The sequence below is a fragment of the Paenibacillus sp. FSL P4-0113 genome (assembly GCF_038009305.1).
Lineage (GTDB): Bacteria > Bacillota > Bacilli > Paenibacillales > Paenibacillaceae > Paenibacillus > Paenibacillus polymyxa_D.
The window spans coordinates 4,213,880-4,231,870 of sequence record NZ_JBBPAZ010000001.1 but is presented as its reverse complement, the minus strand read 5'-3'; the positions used below and the strand labels follow the sequence as shown (position 1 = coordinate 4,231,870).

The 17,991-nt window shown below is 49.1% G+C and carries 15 protein-coding genes; 3 read left to right on the top strand and 12 right to left on the bottom strand.

The window, feature by feature from the left end:
• Positions 1 to 39 precede the first annotated feature (39 nt).
• Positions 40 to 1,509 (top strand): MFS transporter, encoded by a 1,470-nt coding sequence (locus MKX46_RS18345; RefSeq protein WP_029515976.1) that lies wholly within the window; start codon positions 40 to 42, stop codon positions 1,507 to 1,509.
• Between the two features lie 215 nt (positions 1,510 to 1,724).
• Here MKX46_RS18345 and MKX46_RS18340 read toward each other — a convergent pair whose 3' ends face one another.
• From MKX46_RS18340 to MKX46_RS18300, 9 genes are all read right to left on the bottom strand, one after another.
• A complete protein-coding gene (locus MKX46_RS18340) occupies positions 1,725 to 2,801 on the bottom strand; it encodes a Gfo/Idh/MocA family protein (protein WP_341071594.1) in 1,077 nt (358 codons plus the stop codon).
• A 226-nt stretch (positions 2,802 to 3,027) separates the two neighbouring features.
• A complete protein-coding gene (locus MKX46_RS18335) occupies positions 3,028 to 3,441 on the bottom strand; it encodes a DUF350 domain-containing protein (RefSeq protein ID WP_029515979.1) in 414 nt (137 codons plus the stop codon).
• Between the two features lie 96 nt (positions 3,442 to 3,537).
• On the bottom strand, positions 3,538 to 4,971 hold the full coding sequence (locus tag MKX46_RS18330) for a glutathionylspermidine synthase family protein (RefSeq protein ID WP_049816912.1): 1,434 nt from the start codon (positions 4,969 to 4,971) through the stop codon (positions 3,538 to 3,540).
• A gap of 1 nt (position 4,972) precedes the next feature.
• A complete protein-coding gene (locus tag MKX46_RS18325; protein WP_069010810.1) occupies positions 4,973 to 5,311 on the bottom strand; it encodes a hypothetical protein in 339 nt (112 codons plus the stop codon).
• The gene (locus MKX46_RS18320; protein ID WP_238794842.1) at positions 5,311 to 5,868 is read right to left on the bottom strand and encodes a hypothetical protein; all 558 of its coding nucleotides are present in this window, start codon (positions 5,866 to 5,868) and stop codon (positions 5,311 to 5,313) included. The genes MKX46_RS18325 and MKX46_RS18320 overlap by 1 nt, the downstream gene beginning before the upstream one ends.
• Before the next feature lie 90 nt (positions 5,869 to 5,958).
• The gene (locus tag MKX46_RS18315) at positions 5,959 to 6,864 is read right to left on the bottom strand and encodes a M15 family metallopeptidase (protein WP_029515983.1); all 906 of its coding nucleotides are present in this window, start codon (positions 6,862 to 6,864) and stop codon (positions 5,959 to 5,961) included.
• Positions 6,865 to 7,015: 151 nt separating this feature from the next.
• Positions 7,016 to 7,741, bottom strand: coding sequence for a hypothetical protein (locus tag MKX46_RS18310; protein WP_029515984.1), 726 nt, complete (start codon positions 7,739 to 7,741; stop codon positions 7,016 to 7,018).
• 20 nt (positions 7,742 to 7,761) lie between these two features.
• A complete protein-coding gene (locus MKX46_RS18305; RefSeq protein ID WP_069010809.1) occupies positions 7,762 to 10,887 on the bottom strand; it encodes a DEAD/DEAH box helicase in 3,126 nt (1,041 codons plus the stop codon).
• Between the two features lie 157 nt (positions 10,888 to 11,044).
• Positions 11,045 to 11,998, bottom strand: coding sequence for a helix-turn-helix transcriptional regulator (locus MKX46_RS18300; RefSeq protein ID WP_341071593.1), 954 nt, complete (start codon positions 11,996 to 11,998; stop codon positions 11,045 to 11,047).
• A 109-nt stretch (positions 11,999 to 12,107) separates the two neighbouring features.
• Between MKX46_RS18300 and MKX46_RS18295 the strand changes: the two genes are divergently transcribed.
• Positions 12,108 to 12,647 (top strand): dihydrofolate reductase family protein, encoded by a 540-nt coding sequence (locus MKX46_RS18295; RefSeq protein ID WP_029515987.1) that lies wholly within the window; start codon positions 12,108 to 12,110, stop codon positions 12,645 to 12,647.
• 82 nt (positions 12,648 to 12,729) lie between these two features.
• On the opposite strand, the gene MKX46_RS18290 is transcribed toward MKX46_RS18295, so the two are convergent.
• The 3 genes from MKX46_RS18290 to MKX46_RS18280 all read right to left on the bottom strand — a co-directional run bounded on the left by MKX46_RS18290 (position 12,730) and on the right by MKX46_RS18280 (position 15,965).
• Positions 12,730 to 14,025: an ABC transporter substrate-binding protein gene (locus MKX46_RS18290; protein ID WP_165148071.1), complete on the bottom strand. Its 1,296-nt coding sequence runs from the start codon at positions 14,023 to 14,025 to the stop codon at positions 12,730 to 12,732.
• Between the two features lie 221 nt (positions 14,026 to 14,246).
• Positions 14,247 to 15,083 (bottom strand): carbohydrate ABC transporter permease, encoded by an 837-nt coding sequence (locus MKX46_RS18285; RefSeq protein ID WP_029515989.1) that lies wholly within the window; start codon positions 15,081 to 15,083, stop codon positions 14,247 to 14,249.
• Positions 15,084 to 15,965, bottom strand: a complete 882-nt coding sequence (locus MKX46_RS18280; protein ID WP_029515990.1) for a carbohydrate ABC transporter permease — start codon at positions 15,963 to 15,965, stop codon at positions 15,084 to 15,086.
• Positions 15,966 to 16,172: 207 nt separating this feature from the next.
• Between MKX46_RS18280 and MKX46_RS18275 the strand changes: the two genes are divergently transcribed.
• Positions 16,173 to 17,987: a sensor histidine kinase gene (locus MKX46_RS18275; protein ID WP_165148068.1), complete on the top strand. Its 1,815-nt coding sequence runs from the start codon at positions 16,173 to 16,175 to the stop codon at positions 17,985 to 17,987.
• The last annotated feature ends 4 nt before the right edge of the window (positions 17,988 to 17,991 follow it).

Genomic DNA, 17,991 nt, shown 5'->3' with positions numbered 1-17,991 from the left:
CAACTAAATGAAAATTGTCAACGATAACGAGGTGTAATGATGAGTTCAACTGCTACAACGGCTACAACCTATCAAGAGAATATCGAAGTCCAGAAGAAACGTTGGCTGATTTTAATTGTTTTGAATCTGTTTACATTTATGTCCACATTGGATGGAAGCATCGTCAATATCGCTCTTCCTGTGTTGTCTCGCACATTACATTTACCCGTAGCACAGATTGAATGGGTGACAACCGCCTATTTAATGGCGATATGTACCGCTATTTTATTTTTTGGCAAGCTTGGAGATATTGTCGGTAAAATCAAAATATTTAAAATCGGCACAATCGTATTCATTCTTGGCTCCCTATTGTGCGGTCTTAGCTCTTCGCTCTCTATGCTGCTGATTTCCCGCATTATTCAGGCGATTGGGGCGTCCATGACCATGGCAAACAGCCAGGGGATTGTGACAGATGTCTTCCCCTCCAATGAACGGGGCAAAGCACTTGGCCTCATTGGAACCTTCGTTTCTCTAGGTAGTATCGCCGGGCCAAGCTTGGGCGGTATTATTGTCTCCTCGCTCGGCTGGCAGTACATTTTCTGGGTCAATGTACCGATAGGGTTGGTTGCTGTCTTTCTTGGCTGGAAGCTTCTGCCGAAGGATTTGATCAAGGTGAAAGATAAAATTGACGTTCCCGGTAGCTTGGTATTTGCTATTTTTATTCTCACTTTGTTCGTCGGATTGTTGCTGGGACAACAGGTCGGGTATGGCGACAAACGTATCGTTGCTTCGCTGGTGATGGCTGTAGTTGCTTTTGCCATGTTTATTCGATTGGAACTTCGTCGTCCACAGCCACTGCTACAGCTCGCGCTATTCAAAAATCCGTTATTTTCGCTCAGTATTTTGTGTGCTTTTCTGGTGTTCGTCGCTAACTTTTGCTTTAACATCATTTCACCTTTTTATGCGCAGAATATGCTGAACTTGTCGCCTTTTCATGCCGGGTTCCTGCTGATGTTGTTCCCCATCTCTATGGTTATTGTGGCCCCACTCAGCGGTGCGCTTTCCGATAAAATCGGATCTGAACTGCTCACATTCGCCGGGCTGGTCGTTATGGTCATTGCCCAGATTGGATTGGCCCAACTGCATGCAGGCAGCTCCATCCCGCTCGTGGGTCTGTGGATTGCCATGCTGGGCATTGGCAGTGGTTTATTCCAATCGCCGAACAACTCGCTGATTATGTCCACGGTACCCCGCACACAGCTCGGCTCAGCCGGTAGCGTCAATTCGCTGGTTCGCAACGTCGGTATGGTTGTGGGGATCACCTTGGCCACATCAATCCTCTTTTATATTATGAGTAAAGAGGCTGGTTATCGGGTCACCGGCTTGGTCCCGGGTCATCCAGAAATTTTTCTGGCAGGCATGCATGTAGTCTTTATGACGTCTGCGTCCATCTGTCTTGTGGCGGCATTGTTAACAGGCTGGCGGCTGATTGGGGCTAGACGGGTAAGAACGCAGCAAGAAAAGGGATAAAAAGTAACATTTACAATTTTAAAAATGGGATACAAGGGTGGAGCTCACATGAAACATTACTATGCATGCGGAACAAAATTGATGGTAAAGGAGTGTGAAGGCGAAGGCCCTATAAGCGTTGCGATGCGAAAATGATGAAAAAGATGTCTTTACAGATAATTGAATTGCTAAACCGCAAGATGGCTGCTCTTTCCAAGGAACCCTCTTGCGGGTCCCTACACTTCTACTAAACGTCCATTCTCTTTCCATGATTGCAGTATTTTCTCAAGTACCCACTGGTTTTTGTAGCCGTCCTCGAATAAGGGGGTACGATCCACAGACTCTCCCCTTGCCAGCTCAACAAAATCTTCATAGGCCGTATGATTATAGATTGCAGGGACAGTCCAAGTCTCGTATTCGGCATCCGGGTGTTCTAGGTCACGCAGCACAATGCGGATACTTTCCGGATTACTGAGGCTGGCGTGCAGCGTACCCAGTTCTCCATAGATATCGACTTCGATATCGTGCCGTATGCCGATGGCATTTTTATGTGTGATAAAGGTTCCCACGGTATTGTCGCCTACGATGCCATGAAAGGCAGCGAGATCTTCCACATCCACTTTTACAGGCAGGCCCGTGATCGGATCGAGCCGCTCGGGTGTAATGGTATGTAGCAGCGCTGCGACACTTTTAAATTCACCCACCAGAAAACGGGCCAGATCAATGATATGTGAGGCTGTATCCCCCACTACTCCAGAACCAGCCTTGGCCAAATTGTGACGCCATGTATACGGATGCTGACGATACGGCGCAAATGCATCCATTAGATAACGGAATTGAATGTTATAGATTTTACCCAGCTTTTGCTCATCCAGCAGTTGCTTGGTATATTGGAAGGCCGCGCCGTAGCGATGCTTATAGTGAACCAGCAAAGGCACCGGATTCGCTGTATATAGCTTTTTCAACCGATCCGCTTCCTCCCATGTGAGAGTCAATGGTTTTTCTGCCAGTACAGCTTTGTGTTTTTCCAGCGCAATACGAATAATGTCAAAATGCACATCATTGGGTGTCAGCGACAGAATCGCATCTACCTCTGGGTCACGGATTAATGCTTCATAATGGGCGTACCGCTTGGAAGTAGGCAGTTGCAATTGTTCTCCGATGGCTTGAAGGCGATGGGGATTCACATCACTAACGGCCACAATAGATACCCCCGAGATGGTGTGCAGTGATCTCATGTGATATTCAGCGATAAGACCCAGGCCAATGATACCCATCCGAATTTGTTTGGTTGGGAAGGTGGTGGTACTCATATGTTCAGAACTCCCTTCTCTTCAATTTGGTTTGAACTCTGTAGCAAATTCCTTTTGCTATGCAGTATCACCCGTTGCTTTGTAGAATAGTCCCCACAGGAAGTGATCGTTGCAACCCTTAATTCAACAGTCTGATGCCGGTAGTGAATACAATGTCTCATAAAAAAAGGATCTGCAGCTCCGTTGTCCGGTGTTGCAGATCCTTGGTATTCCTTCTCTATATCGACTACATCAAAAATGTACCTACCACAAAAGAAACCCCGACGATGATTGAACGCAGCAGCTGTGCCAGAGCCACATTGCCCTTGGCAATTTCCTCGCACACCTTGGTACGCGGCGTCACCAGATCAAAAATCACATAGACGAGACACAGCACTACAATGCCCACAGCCGACCAGGCCAGCATATCGAGCCATGAATGACTGCTGTACGACACCATCCCCACGATGATACACAGACCTAGCAGCTTTGCCCCCATATAGATGCCTGCCGCCTCATTGCCGTGTGCGATTTCTTGATTATCGTTATAACGTGTCAGTAAGCTGAACACAAAATAACCTACGATTAAGATGGCAAACAGGATAAGCAGGCCGATACCTACATTGCCCAGTGCGTTGCCCAAACTGATATGAGAGTCCAATTTTTTTCCTCCTTATGATACTTCAGGATTTTGCAAAATCCTCACTTGTGAAAATGAAACAGATATGTTCGAATATTGTATATTTTTCAATTTAGCTTATACAACCGGCGGATTAGGATGTACGGTGGCAACGGCGGCGGCGCAATAGTAGGCCATATCACCTGTTACCTTTTCACCGATTCGCGGCAGGACACCCGCAAAACGCCCCCCAATTACAAATATGCCTGTTAACACATAGCCGTGAAATAGCCCTTCCTCGGTCTGTACCTCTGCGGTCTGCATCGGCCACAGCCGCTGATAAATCTTAGGCTGTCCTTCATAATAAGCGGCAACATGTGCGGCTTCCTCCTGCTCAGGCGTTCGTGGGGCATCAGCTTGGTGAAGCAGATCAGGATGGTCGGTCTTCGCATTTTGAACCTTTCCCAAGACGCCTTCTAGTCTCTCCTCGTCTTCGGTATGTTCAATCAAGTGCGTCCCTTTACCCTCCCGACCCCATATACCTTTGGCCACATAGGGCTCTTTATTTTGCATAAACACCGAGGGTTCAAAATACGTAGGCAGCAGGTAGGTTCGTATCACCTCCAGCTCGCGATCGTCAAACAAACGAAAACCACAGAACTCTGGTGTCTGCTCATTGCGCTCATACAGTGACCAAACGGTTGCGGTGAACCCTTTGCTCTGGGTAATGATATGCTGCGGTGGGTTGATTAATCCTATTTTCCCGTCTGCCACCATATCCATTAGCGCCTGCCCCACCTCAAGCCCCGTATTCTCCTCCCGGTCATCAATTAGATACTCCAGCGGATACAGGCGATAGAGAATACGGATCTGCTCTCCCCGGTGATACAATCCTTCATTCGGGATAATCTCCAGTTCTTCCAAAGGAGCATAAACGACTTCGAATCCGGCTTGTTCACATAAACGCATAATATATTTGGTGTTCGTCTGATCCTCGATGTGCCAGTCATAGCAAGTGAAATACACCTTTGTCCCTAATCCCTTGCGGCTATAAAAATGGATGAGCTCCGTCAAGGCAGACTGAATCGCCTCGTCCATTCCAGTTGAGGGTCCATGTAGTGCATTGTCATCCTCCGACATTCCTCCCTTACTCAGCACCTCTAGCAGCTTTCCTTCGAGATAAGCCACCTCGGGAATTCCGGTTGGGGTATCGGTGTTATTCTCAATGCACTTGATACCCGCTTCCCCCACAATCCAGTCCTGGCGGGTTATCCCATCCGGCTCGGCCTCCATACGTGCAGCACGCAGCAAGCCCGGATGAATCCCCAACCGTTCCACCAGGTATTCATCCGGCATATAGCGCTGAACGAATTGCTGAACCTTGCGATAAATACGATGTACCGCCTCAGAAGCAACCTGAAGCTCTGCCAGCTCGCTTTCCCGATATACCGTTAAGGCCGGCACGCAATAGGACTTGCCATACATGCGGTGATACGGGATGATACGGCTGATTTCACCCTTAAAAAGCTCATCATGTTCATAAGGCAATTGCCGAATCGTGCGCATGCTCATCTTAACCCCCAGAGAAAAAGCCGCTGCGTGAGCCGCTGCTGCCAAAACCGCTGTGTGAGCTGGAAGATGAGGATGAGCTTTTGCGGTATGAGCTGGAAGAAGAACGACTGCTATGGTATGAGGAGCCTCCACTATAATAAGTCGATCCGCCATAGTAATACCCACTGCTGCCTGAATCCCGACACGCCGTTTGTTCCGATATAGGAAGCTCATCGCAGTCATAATACTCGTCGTCACCGCAACCCGTCAGAGCGGCCGGGACAGCCAACATCAGGGCAAAGGCCGCCATCCGTGTACGAGAGCCGGGCTTGGATTTCATTTTTTCCCAAGAATGCTCCATCACAGATCGACCTCCTTCACAAACAGATGTACCTTTTTCAGCTGAGGGTCCAGTACCGAATATATAAATTCATATGTTTTGCCACCCAGTACTGTATAGTGATCTAATAGCCGTTGGGCCAACTCCAAAGTAAATACCGAACCTTCCCGCTGATCCATGCTACGGAATGCAGGTTCATGCCATATCCAGTACATTGCACTGTATGTGGAAGTGTAACCTCCCTCACTGGCAAGCACGAGGTCTGTGATAGACGCACCGTAAGGCTTTGCACGTTCCCCTGTAAATTCAGTCACATAGACGGAATGATCCGTATGTTCCTCACTTTCATTCGAGATATGCGACCATAGTTTGTCATGGAGACGCGTAGCGTCTACAAGCTTGCGTAGAAACAGCTCATCTCCCGATACGGATTCCCGTGTCAGGCTGCGCAGTTCCTTTTGAGTGTCTTCCGACCATTCGCGATACGTTAATGAATAATAAATGATGATTCCCTTCCCTTCCTGTACGCTTCTGTCATGAGGTTTGCAACAAATCAAAGCGCTTCTGTCGTTGATCACTATACGAGATTCTACCTTGAAAAGGTTCAATTTGGAAGAAAAACACGACAAAAAGCCGCAATCCCTAGGATTACGGCTTGATTTTAGCTGCTACAGCTTGATATTGTTCTCGTCGAAATATTCCTCCAGCGTCATCCCCTGCTTGGCTACATCCTCCGCAATGTCTATTCCCACATAACGGATATGCCAAGGCTCGTACACGTAGCCGGTCACATCTTCCTTACCCTTCATATAACGAATAATAAATCCGTATTCCGGTGCATGTTGTTCCAACCATTCGCCTTCCTTGGAAGCTCCGAAGGATTGCTCCAGCGCATTACCTACGCTTGGGCTGGATACATCAATGGACAATCCCGTCTGATGCTCACTCGTACCCGGTACAGCGCTGACTTTAGAGGCATATTCCTGTCCCTTTGTCTTTACATTGTTGTCGAAAATAGACACCTGACGCTTATAGGAACGGTATCCCGATACCGCACGCAGCTCGATGCCGTCCTTTTTCGCACCGTCGAACAGCTTCTCCAGTGCCTCTGCCGCTTCCTTACGCAAATGCCGCTTTTCGTGCGGTCCCTCGAAGGAAAATTGCACCTGCGGCTCCACCAGGTCGTCTGGGACATAGCCCACAGGCAAGCTGCGCTTTTTGTTCACAACGACTGTATCCGAAGTCGCATTGGTGACAATCGCGGTTCCATCCTCTTCCTTAACCGTGGCTTGCAGCGCACTCTGGCTCCGCAACGCCATCACAGGGTCGGCTTGCCCACTTTCTGTACCCGCAGAGGCTTGTCCAGCACTAGTGCTACCATTGCCCGCATCCGGCTGGGTGGAAGGCTGCACATTCTCCTGTACCGCTGTAGATGACTTTAACGGCTCGCTTTCCTGTCCACCTGATCCTCCCTGCTGGCAGGCTGCCAGTAATAGCCCTGGCAGGATCAGCCCTGGAATGAGCGCTTTGGTCCATCGCTGAGATGTGCGCGTCTGTTGTATATGTCGTTTCATGCTGGTATCTCCTCCAATATTGCAATTGATACATGACTTGCAGTGACTTTTCCGTTCCCCCATTGTAACTGAACTTTGGACACTCTTCGAAGCCGTTATCCCGTTCGATGAAGGCGAATAGACTCGAAAAAGAAAGTATATACCCGAATTGTTACGGAGTATGACGTTTTTGCGGAATTGCAGCTCGGGCCCGCTCGGCTACCCGTTCACGTATGAGTTTCAATGCCTCTTCCGCACGGGGTAAACCCGGCAGCAAAGCCGTAATATCCGCTTCCTTCTTAGGAACAAGCTTCTGCGGCAGATGAATCTCAATCGCATGAAAACCTGCACCGGGACGATGTAATGCTCCTTCTGCCGCTGACTCGGCAATCCATTCGCTAATCGCAGCCGATCCACTGCGTCCGCCTTCCGGCCGCGAGGTAGACTCAAGCGCGGGGGATGTCCCCTGCACATGAGATAACTCTCCGGCCCAAGCACTGAATACGTACTCCAGCAGCTCTTCCCGCGTCATTCCGATCAATTCCAGACAGGTCTGCGGCTCGCTTTCCATCCCGGTCTGAAGAGCCTTCTTCACATCGTCGACTACACCCACGCCATCCTCCATGCTGGAAGTGGCTGTCTCAGCTGCTAGCTGAACGATCTCATCCAGCGATAGACAGGTTTTCCCTTGCAAAAAGCGGTAGATGTCCAAAGGATCTGCTTTTAGCTGCTCCAGCCATGCCTTTCGCTGTTCGGGGTTTAGTACAGGCGCTGGACCCATCCATTGGACAGCATGTGCGGAAGGTACACCCGTTGATTCGCCTTCCAAGCCATTTCTGTCTAATTCCGCTATCCATTGACCGTCAGTTACTTTCAGCTTCACTCGCGGCCTCGTCATCGCCTTCATCCTTTCTCTGCTCACTCAATCCATACATCATTTTGCAACGCTATCAGACCGCGCAATTCATCATCAGACATTTCGGTGAGCCAATGTTCACCGGAGCCGACAACCTGCTCGGAAAGTGCCTTTTTGCTCTCGATCAGCTCGTCGATTCGCTCCTCCAGTGTACCTTGACAAATCAGCTTGTGCACTTGTACATTGCGGCTTTGACCAATACGGAATACGCGGTCTGTCGCCTGATTTTCCACTGCAGGATTCCACCAGCGGTCATAGTGAATGACATGGCTGGCACGTGTCAGGTTCAGGCCCACACCACCTGCACGCAGGGAAAGTACGAATATATTCGGCCCTTCTCCCTGCTGGAAGTTGTGAACCATTTCATCCCGTCTGGTTTTCGCCAGTCCTCCATGTAGAAAATACGGCTCTTCCCCGAAGATTTTGGCCAAACGGGAGACCAGCAATTCTCCCATCGACACATATTGGGTGAATATCAGCGCCGATTCTCCGTTCTCGCGAATCGTCTCTACCAATTCCAGCAGTCGCTCCATTTTGCCCGAGTTTTGCGTTTTACCACTATCAGCCCGACCCGGAATGATCAGACCCGGATGGTCACAAATCTGCTTCAACTTGGTCAGTGAAGACAGAACAAGCCCTTTGCGAGCTATACCGATCTGCCCATCCAGTGTTCCCAATAATTGATCCACTACGCCCCGATACAATCCGGCCTGCTCTGGTGTCAGTACACAGTAGGATTTCAACTCCAGCTTCTCCGGCAAATCCTTGCGTATATCTGGGTCGCTTTTGAGTCGACGCAGCATGAACGGGGAGACGAGGCGATGAAGCTCACGCAACGCAGACCCCCGCTCCTCTCCCGCCAGACTGTACCGTTGGCGGAATGAAGACGCCGTACCGAGGTAACCTGGGTTCAGGAATTGAAAAATAGACCACAGCTCGCTCAGCCGATTCTCTACCGGGGTACCCGTCATGGCAATCCGATGTGGAGCAGACAGCTTCATGACGCTTTGTGCTTGCTTTGTTCGTGCATTTTTTATATATTGCGCTTCATCCAACACGATGGAGGACCAGTATACCGCAGATAAATCGCTACCGTCCCGTCCCGCCAAATGATAGGTAGTGAGGACGATATCATACTCACGTACACTTTCCTGAAACAGCTCGCCGTGGAGTCGCTGGTTTCCATGGTGAATATACAGTGACAAATCCGGTGAAAAGCGTTTCAACTCGCGCTGCCAGTTGCCGAGCAAGGACGTTGGACAGATGATCAACGCCGGACGTTGATCATCTGCGCCGATGCCACCGTCGAGTAGGCAGGTGATGACCTGAATCGTTTTACCAAGCCCCATATCGTCCGCAAGGCAGACGCCAAAACCTAATCCACGCATCGCGGCCAGCCATTGAAAGCCGCGCTCTTGATAGGGCCGTAATGCGCCGTGCAGCGTCTCTGGCACAGGTCGCGGCTCTACCGAACGAAGTACGCCGCCCTCAGCCAAAGACGCAAGCAATCCGGCGGATTCCGCGCCAAAGATGGACAAGCCTTTCCATGAGGCCTCGCCTGCACTTTCATTTTCTGCGGCCAGATGCATCCATTCGGACAAGCTCATCTCACCGTTCTCACCGCGCTTGATAAAGCGCAGCACCTGACGAATTTCCTTAGGATCGACCTCGATCCATTCCCCTCCGAGACGTACATACGGCAAATTAGCGGCGACAATGCTTTCCAGTTCCTCCATCGTCAAAGTTGTATCACCCAGCACAGCCTCGGCATCAAACGAAATCATGCGGTTAATGCCGACAGTCGATGTATCGGCAATCACACCATCCGGCTTGGCACCCTGCTCTGTCGAACGCATTTTGAGCCGCAAGCCTGCACGTCTTCGGCCCTCCCGGCTCCAGCGTGAAGGCATTTGCACGGTAATACCGTTCTTTTGTAATGCGGGAACGGCTTCCGTCAGGAAGCGGAAGAACATCTCCGGCTCCAGTGTCAGCCCTTCGGGATAAGGGCGGTTCAACGCTTCTTGCAATATAGGTGCCGCTTCAGCAGCCTGTCCGAGCCTCATTAGCAGTTGCGCCTGCACTTGACGATATACAATTCCGCCGCGAACCAGATCGCGTTCAGGATGCGCCCACAGTGCCAGAGCAGGCAGTCGCAACCCCGGCTCAGCATCGCTTTCTGCCCAAAAGGTAATGCGCCATTCCTTCACACTCTCTTCCAGCGAAGGCTCCAAACGAAGGCACAACCGCAGTTGCCCTTCTATCGGCTCCTTGTCTTCCCGCTCCGTGACAGGCATTGCGCTTCCCTTAAGAGAGGACGCTTGGAGAACCAGCTCCTCCATCTCCGCGGGCGTTCCCTGAATCGCCACCGGGCGGGAACCTGTCAGCAGACTGTTCCACCATAGCTCTGTCAGCGGCGATCCTCCGCGCCGATACTCTGCACGATATCGTCCCAGCTCACGGTCTGATGCTGCCAACACCGCGGTCGTTTCCGCATGGATGACCGCACACAAGAAGGAGTACAGCACGATTCCGGCTGCATCCTCGCGTGTTTCAGGCTCCTTACCCGCGAAAACGGCAGGAGCCGCCATACAAACAGCCGGCATTGCAGCAGCCAGCTCATGAAAGCGGCGTATGTCCTCCTCTTGATACAGACGAGGAATCCACACCCCGACAGCCGCTTCCGGACCGCGACGACGCGGTCCCGATGGACGCGCCTCTGTAAGCGATGGCGTAATTTCGCCCCGCTGCATCAGCTCTAGCGCAAAATAAGCGGCTTTTTGCCAATATTGCATTTCCTCGCCCAGCGTAATGCCCGATGCCGCACAGCCCTTCTCGTCCATGCGGGTCAGCAGTGCCATCGTCTCGCGCGGTTCCAGCGCCAAGCCCTCCAATGTACGCCCCAGCATGGAACGTCTTTTGCCACCTCTGCCCGCGGTTTCCACACGAGCAGTGTTCGGTATTCGTACCTCGGCAAGGCGCAACGCAGCCTGCCGAAACGGCCGAAGGTCTCCCTTTAGCGTCAGCCTGCGAATTACACTGCTCCACGCATCGATACGTGGTTCCGACGTCTCACCAGAAAAGCAAAAAAACACATCTCCGAGCCATATCCCATAAAGCGGTTGATTCATATCTGTCTCCCGTCCAGCCTTTTGAATTATTACTCTTCATCATATACGAAAACGGGCTCTTTTCAAAACTTTATCACAAAAATAAATGGAAAGTCATAAGTCAATAACCTTAAATATTCATGTGGTTAACTATAAATAAGAGAATCAATTTACAGGATTAATTGTCTTTTTCTTCATCATCCGCTTTTGCATCCTTCAGATAAGGGTTCAGGCTGTCTTGCAACAGTTGCTTGACCTGTACACGCAGTTCTTTGGGAAATACGACCTCGGCCTCTGGCCCGTATTTTAGCAAAAGTCGGGATACATATCTAAACTCTTCGACCGGAATATATCCCTGCCATTCCTGAGCCTGCCCTTCCTGATGGGAAACATTTTGGAAGAGGGCATCTGATCCGGCCAGCCTGACACCCAATGCGGTAAATTTTATTTTGGACGGAATTCCTATACGGGAATCCTCCGAAGCCAACCATTCTTGAAGTGTAGGAAGGGTGTCCAAGGTGTCGTCCAGCATCGTTATTGTGATCACCCGATCTGAACGATACAAAATGATGCGGTCTCTGCTATACGCTGGCATGTACCAATATCCGTGATCAAAATACAGTCCAATCGGATATACCTGAGTCCACTTTGCCCCGGAAGCGGAGCGGTAATGCATGTTCACCCGGCGCTTATTCAGCGCAGCCTCCAAAATGATTGAGGTGTAGGGTGACTCTGCGTGAGTAGGTAGCATACGAAAAGAAATGTACTCCTTTAATTGATCGATGCTGTCCTGCACATCCTGTGGAAGTTCGGCATAATAGTGCTCGGATAAATGCTCACGAACTGAGCCAAAAGGGATATCTGGAATGTTCTCCAACAGTTGCAGCATGAGAAAAAGACCCAAGGCCTCGTCACGAGCAAGATGAAGGGGAGGAAGAAGCCGATTGGGAAGTGCCCGATACCCGCCATGAGGACCCATTTCGGTATAAAGGGGTAATCCGGTCTGCTGCAAATAGTCGAGATCTCTCTGTATCGTCCTGACGGAGACACCAAAACGTTCAGCCAGCTCACGCGCCGTATATTTTTTTTGGGAATCCAGTATCCTCATAAGAGCAATTCTGCGTTCGTTCATAAGGTACCCCTCTAATCAAAAAATTAATTTAAAATGACCGTTTAACTACGACATACGATGTCATAAATACATTGTAACATTAGGATATAGAAAGGAGTGAATGAACACTATGAAGGATTTGAAATCAAACGCAGTTGTGCTGTATATTGCCATGAGTCTCGACGGGTATATCGCTTTGCCGGACGGTTCGGTGGACTGGCTGTATGATGTTAAAGGGGATGGTGGGGACAATGGATATGCCGACTTTTACGATACCGTTGGTACGGTGCTGATGGGCAGACTGACGTATGAGGAAGTATTGAAGCTCTCAGATGATTTCCCTTATGCTGGAAAGCCATGCTATGTGCTCACACGAGCATTAACGGAGCAACAGCAGGCGCCACATATTACATTTACGGACGAAGCTCTGACTGAACTGGTTCCACGTCTACAAGGACAATCGGAAGGTGCGGTATGGCTAGTCGGTGGAGGCCAGTTAGTCCAGGCCTTCTTACAAGCTGGACTGCTGGAGAAAGCTATCATTGCGATCATTCCCAAAGTGCTTGGACAAGGAATACCGTTATTTCCAGAGGGAACACTACCAAGTACGTTTGAACTCCAAGAAATAGAACGCCGCGGGGATATTGTTCTTCTCCATTACCATATATAATTAATTTTGCAAAAAAGCCTTCGTATGTTCAGGATCATGCAATTTCCCTGACATACGAAGGCTTTATCGCGTGCTTTTGTTCTTATTTAGTCTTCAAATTTTCCCATGTTTTCTGGAAATCATCGAATAGCTTCCCAGCATCCGATTTACCTGCCACATAGGCTTGCATCTGACTTCCGAATTCTTGCTGTGCTCCTTCAGGATAGCGGCTAAAGAACCAGCCCAGCAGTTTGTTTTCCTTACTGTACTTCACCACTTCAGCACCCAATTGGCCCATATCAGCCTCTGCCCCTTCGATGCTCTTGAACGCTGGAATAAACTTGAATTCCTTGGTGATATACTTTTTACCCTGCTCGGATGTTACCATCCAGTTTAAGAACTCTTTCGCCTCGGGTTTGACAGACGAATTTTTATTAACCACCCAGTTGTTGGCGACACCTACAAACAGCTTATCTCCGGCTGTTGCGTCTTCACCAATCGGCATAGGCAAAATACCCAGATTCAGCTTCGGATTAATTCCATCAATTTGGACTTGAGTCCAGTTCCCCTGCTGCATCATGGCAGCCTTTCCAGTGGCGAAGTTCGTTACCTGCGTGTTGTAATCAGTCGTGAGCGGCTTCGTATTCCCATACTTCAGTGTCAGATCGAACAACTTAACCCACTCGGCAAATACAGCGTTGCCCGGAATCTTTGCAGTTCCATCATTCAGTCCCTTAACGAAGGCCGAAGGGTCTGGCTGATTGGCAAATGCCACGTTCAGCAAATGATTGCCCAGCACCCAAAACTCCTGATATCCATTAGAAAATGGAGTAATCCCAGCGGCTTGGAGCTTTTGTGCAGCTCCCTCCAGTTCGGACAATGTTTTAGGGGTCTCCGTAATCCCCGCCTTCTTGAACAAATCCTTGTTATAAATAAAGCCGTATCCTTCCAGATTCATCGGCTGACCATACAGCTTGCCGTCTTTGGTCATCGGCTCTTTGGCGACATCGACCACATCCCCAACCCAAGGCTGGTCAGACAGGTCCTCCAAATATTCCAGCCACGTATCCAGCTCGCGGTAACCGCCGACGTTAAAAATATCCGGCTGCTCCCCGGAAGCAAACTTCGCCTTTAAAGCCGCTCCGTAATCACTGCCCCCGCCCACGGTCTGAATATCGAGCTTGATCCCTGGATGAGACGCTTCGTATTCCGCCTTCATGCGGTTCAGCGCTTCTGCAATCTCTACCTTGAATTGAAAAATGTGAATGGTTTTTTCCTTCACTTCCTCTTTGCCTGCGTTTTGTCCGCCACTGCTGTTACAACCTGCCAAAACCAGGGCAAAGGCCGCGAGAAGCAAGATTAATGCTTGAGCTTTCTTTTTAAAAGTATGCGTTTTCATTTTGATGTTCCTTTCTATTCTAAATTCATACCAGATGAACTCGAAAAATTCATGTGGAAACGGAGCTAACGGAATGGTGCTGAACAAGCGATAGCGCTCGCCTTTGTCTCTAGATTCCCACCTTTATTCGTTTATTCAGGGAAATCTGGAGGCTAACAGCGATGGTAAGCACCCTCGTTTGGGGAGTGGCACACCGTGTACATTTTCAGCTCATCCCACACTCAACCCTTGACCGAACCCGCCATAATACCTTGTATAATATATTTTTGCATAGCCAGAAAGAATGCGATGACTGGCAAGATGCCCAGCACCAGAGCAGGCAAAGCCAAATCCCACTGCTTTGTGTATTGTCCGAAAAAGGCATAGGTCGCAATCGGAATCGTGCGCAGCTCAGCCTTTTGCAGTACCAGAGAAGGCAGGAGATAATCATTCCAAATCCAGAGCGTATTTAAAATAATAACAGTTACCATCATCGGCAGCATCAACGGATACACAATTCGGAAAAACACTCCGTAAGGCGTACAGCCGTCCACCGTAGCTGCTTCTTCCACCTCGACTGGCACACCTTTGACGAATCCATGAAAGAGAAAGATCGACATTGGAGCTCCGAATCCCAGATAACAGATGACCAGACCACTTATACTGTTCATTAAATCCAGTGTACTTACAACCTTGACCAAAGGAATCATCACCGATTGAAAAGGAATAACCATAGCAGCTACGAACAGGCTGAACAACACTCGATTATAACGCGTCGGACGCCGGACCATTCGGTAAGCTGCCATTGAGCTGATCAGTACGAGCAGCAGATTACTAACTACCGTAACCACGAATGAATTCCATAAAGCTTCGGGAAAACGTGTGATGCTCCACGCTCTAGCGTAGTTGCTCCATACAAAGGTTTGTGGCCAGGCCGCAGAATCGGTGAGCAGGTCACCAAAGCTTTTGACCGAATTCACGAATAAAAAGTAAAACGGGACGAGGAATAACAATGCGACGAGGATCATCACTATCTCGGTCGCCCATGTTCCAAAGCGGTAGCGCTTGCTTGTTTCCATTTACGCTTCCACCTCCCGACTTTTCGTCAGTCGTACCTGAAGGCTCGTAACCAGAGCAACAATGATAAAGAAAATGAGTGCTTTGGCTGTTCCCAGCCCATAACGATTATTCACAAACGCTTCATTGTAAATATTGAGTGCAACCGACTCTGTGGACCCGAAGGGACCGCCTTTGGTCAGTGACAAATTAAGATCGAACATTTTGAATGACCATGATATCGCCAGGAAAAGACAAACCGTAACGGCAGGCATGATTAAAGGAAGTATAATCGACCGCAAAATTTGCATCCGACTAGCTCCGTCAATTTCGGCTGCTTCTAGCATATCGCGGGGCACATTGGTTAGGGAAGAGATATAAATCACCATCAAATACCCGGCAGTTTGCCAGATAAACACGATTACAATGCCCCAGAAGGCCGTGATCTCATCTCCCAACCAGGACAGATTGAAGAAGGACAAGTTCGTGCTCTCTCCGATTGCTGCAAATCCCTTGACGAAAATAAACTGCCAGATAAAGCCCAGCAACAGACCTCCGATCACATTGGGCATAAAAAAGATGGTCCTTAGTACATTTTTTGTTTTCAACGGTTTGGTTAGAAAATACGCCAGCAGAAAGCCAAAAATATTCGCAGCCACCACTCCTACCACCGTAAAACGGACCGTAAACCAGAACGCTGTCCCAAATTTGTCATCATTCCATAAAATGTGACTGAAATTATCCAGCCCGACCCACTTTGCCTGATTGGCTACTCCATTCCACTCTGTAAAAGAATAGTACATTCCGAGCATGAAAGGGATTACAATAATGATAACGAAAAATAACGTCGACGGCCCTACAAAAATCCATTGCTGTAGCCATTGCGACGACTTGGCGCGATTCAAACCGATCCCCCCTTATGTTGTCTATTGGTGTCTGGAACGCTCCTTTACGGCTTTCTTTCAGCAGTATGATGTTTGGGCCGTAAGGATATGCGATTCACATGTTCATTATGTCGAATAAGCGCTCTCGAGAACACGTAGGATCGTGAACCATTAAGGGGGAAAATATTGACCTCTGGCTCGCCTTGAATTGTGAAAGGAGCTCACTGCATGAAATTTTACAGTATTCGTTCTCGCCTAATCTGGTTTTTGCTCATTGCGGTCACCCTGCCGCTACTGCTGTCGATGACCATGACCTTCGTTCTCACCAAGCACTCCTTGCGGGAGCAGGCCACACAAGAAAATGAGCGGCTTATTTTTCAGGGAATTACGAATTTGGATAACTATTTACAGGGTTTGAATCGCGCGTCCATCGGAGTCTATAATGACCCTCATTTTCTGCGTAATCTGGCCAAAATTCCGGATGATTACCGGGCCGTCGCTGAAATATACACCACTCTGCAAACGATGATGAATGCTACGTCAGGCATTGACCAGGTGTATTTGCATTCTTTTGAGGCCGGGCAATCTACGCTGATTACCAGCACGGTTCCTCTACGGGAATTCCGGCTGGAGCCCTTTACCGGTTTTATTCATTATGGGCCTTCCGGACTGTTCATACAGCCCACGCATATGAAGCATTTGTACGGCTTTTCGGCGGTTTCCTATGCGGAGCACAGCACAGAGCAGCAAGTATTTACACTTCATCGGGCGATTCGGAACATTCCTGCCTCAGAGACGCTTGGGGTACTGGCTATAGATGTTGATCTGGAGCCGCTGCGCAGTATTTGCCGTCAATTGTATGATGCGGATACAGAGGAGCTGTTTTTGATCGATCGAAACGGAACGATCATATATAGCGGAAAAGAAGCATCAATTGGAACACACTGGAAGGAATCTGACCTGCTCAATCGAATTTCTAAAGAAGGCGAGCACGGAGTGATTGAGGATGATACAGCACTGCACGTGTACGGCAAGCTGGATGCCAACTTGTCAGGCTGGACACTCGTCAAGAAAATTCCACATCGTACGCTGTATTTACGGGCTACCCGCCTGACTCAGATCAATGCGGTCATTACAGGCGCAGCATTGCTACTTGCCATTGTTGCCACGTTATGGATTTCGATAAAAATCACGGCACCTATTAAGCGACTGACTCGTTACATAAACCAGATTCAGTCCGGTCAACTGGATGTAGACATTCGGGCCATGAGTAACGATGAAATCGGAGTACTGTCGCGCCGTTTCAGACAGATGATGGATACCATCAATAACCTCATTTTGCGGGAATACAAGCTGGAGCTGGCTAACAAGACACATCAATTGAAAGCGCTTCAGGCACAGATTAATCCTCACTTTTTATATAATACGCTACAGTCTATTGGAACCCTGGCTCTACAGCATGAGGTGCCGCGAATTTATTCGCTGCTCTCTTCCCTTGCCAAAATGCTGCGCTATAATATGAGGGACCATACGGTCGTTACACTTAAGGAAGAAGCCGAACATGTAAAACAATATCTTGATTTGCAAAAGGAACGCTTCGGTGAGCAATTAGAAGTCACTTACCAGTGGGAGGATGAGGTCCTGAATGATCGGGTGCCTAAAATGATTCTCCAACCGTTGGTGGAAAACTACTTTAAGCACGGTGCCGATCCCCGGCTGGGGCCCGGTGAAATTCGCATTACAGGCAGCCGAATCCGGGAAGGCATTGTGAAAATAACAGTGGAAAATAACGGAACTAACATTCCACAAGCCGAGTTGGAGCAACTCCAGCATATGTTAAAACGTCCGCTAAAAGCCTACGAGGAGCCAGACACTAGCGAGCAGGACTCCATTGGCCTTCGTAATGTTCTATTGCGTATTCAGCTTCACTCGGAGGATGGTTCTAACACCCTGTGCGTAGACAACATTCTGCCTCATGGTGTCCGGTACACACTCGAAATTCGCACTGAAGCCCATACGGAGATTCATATTAAGGGAGAGTGATCTG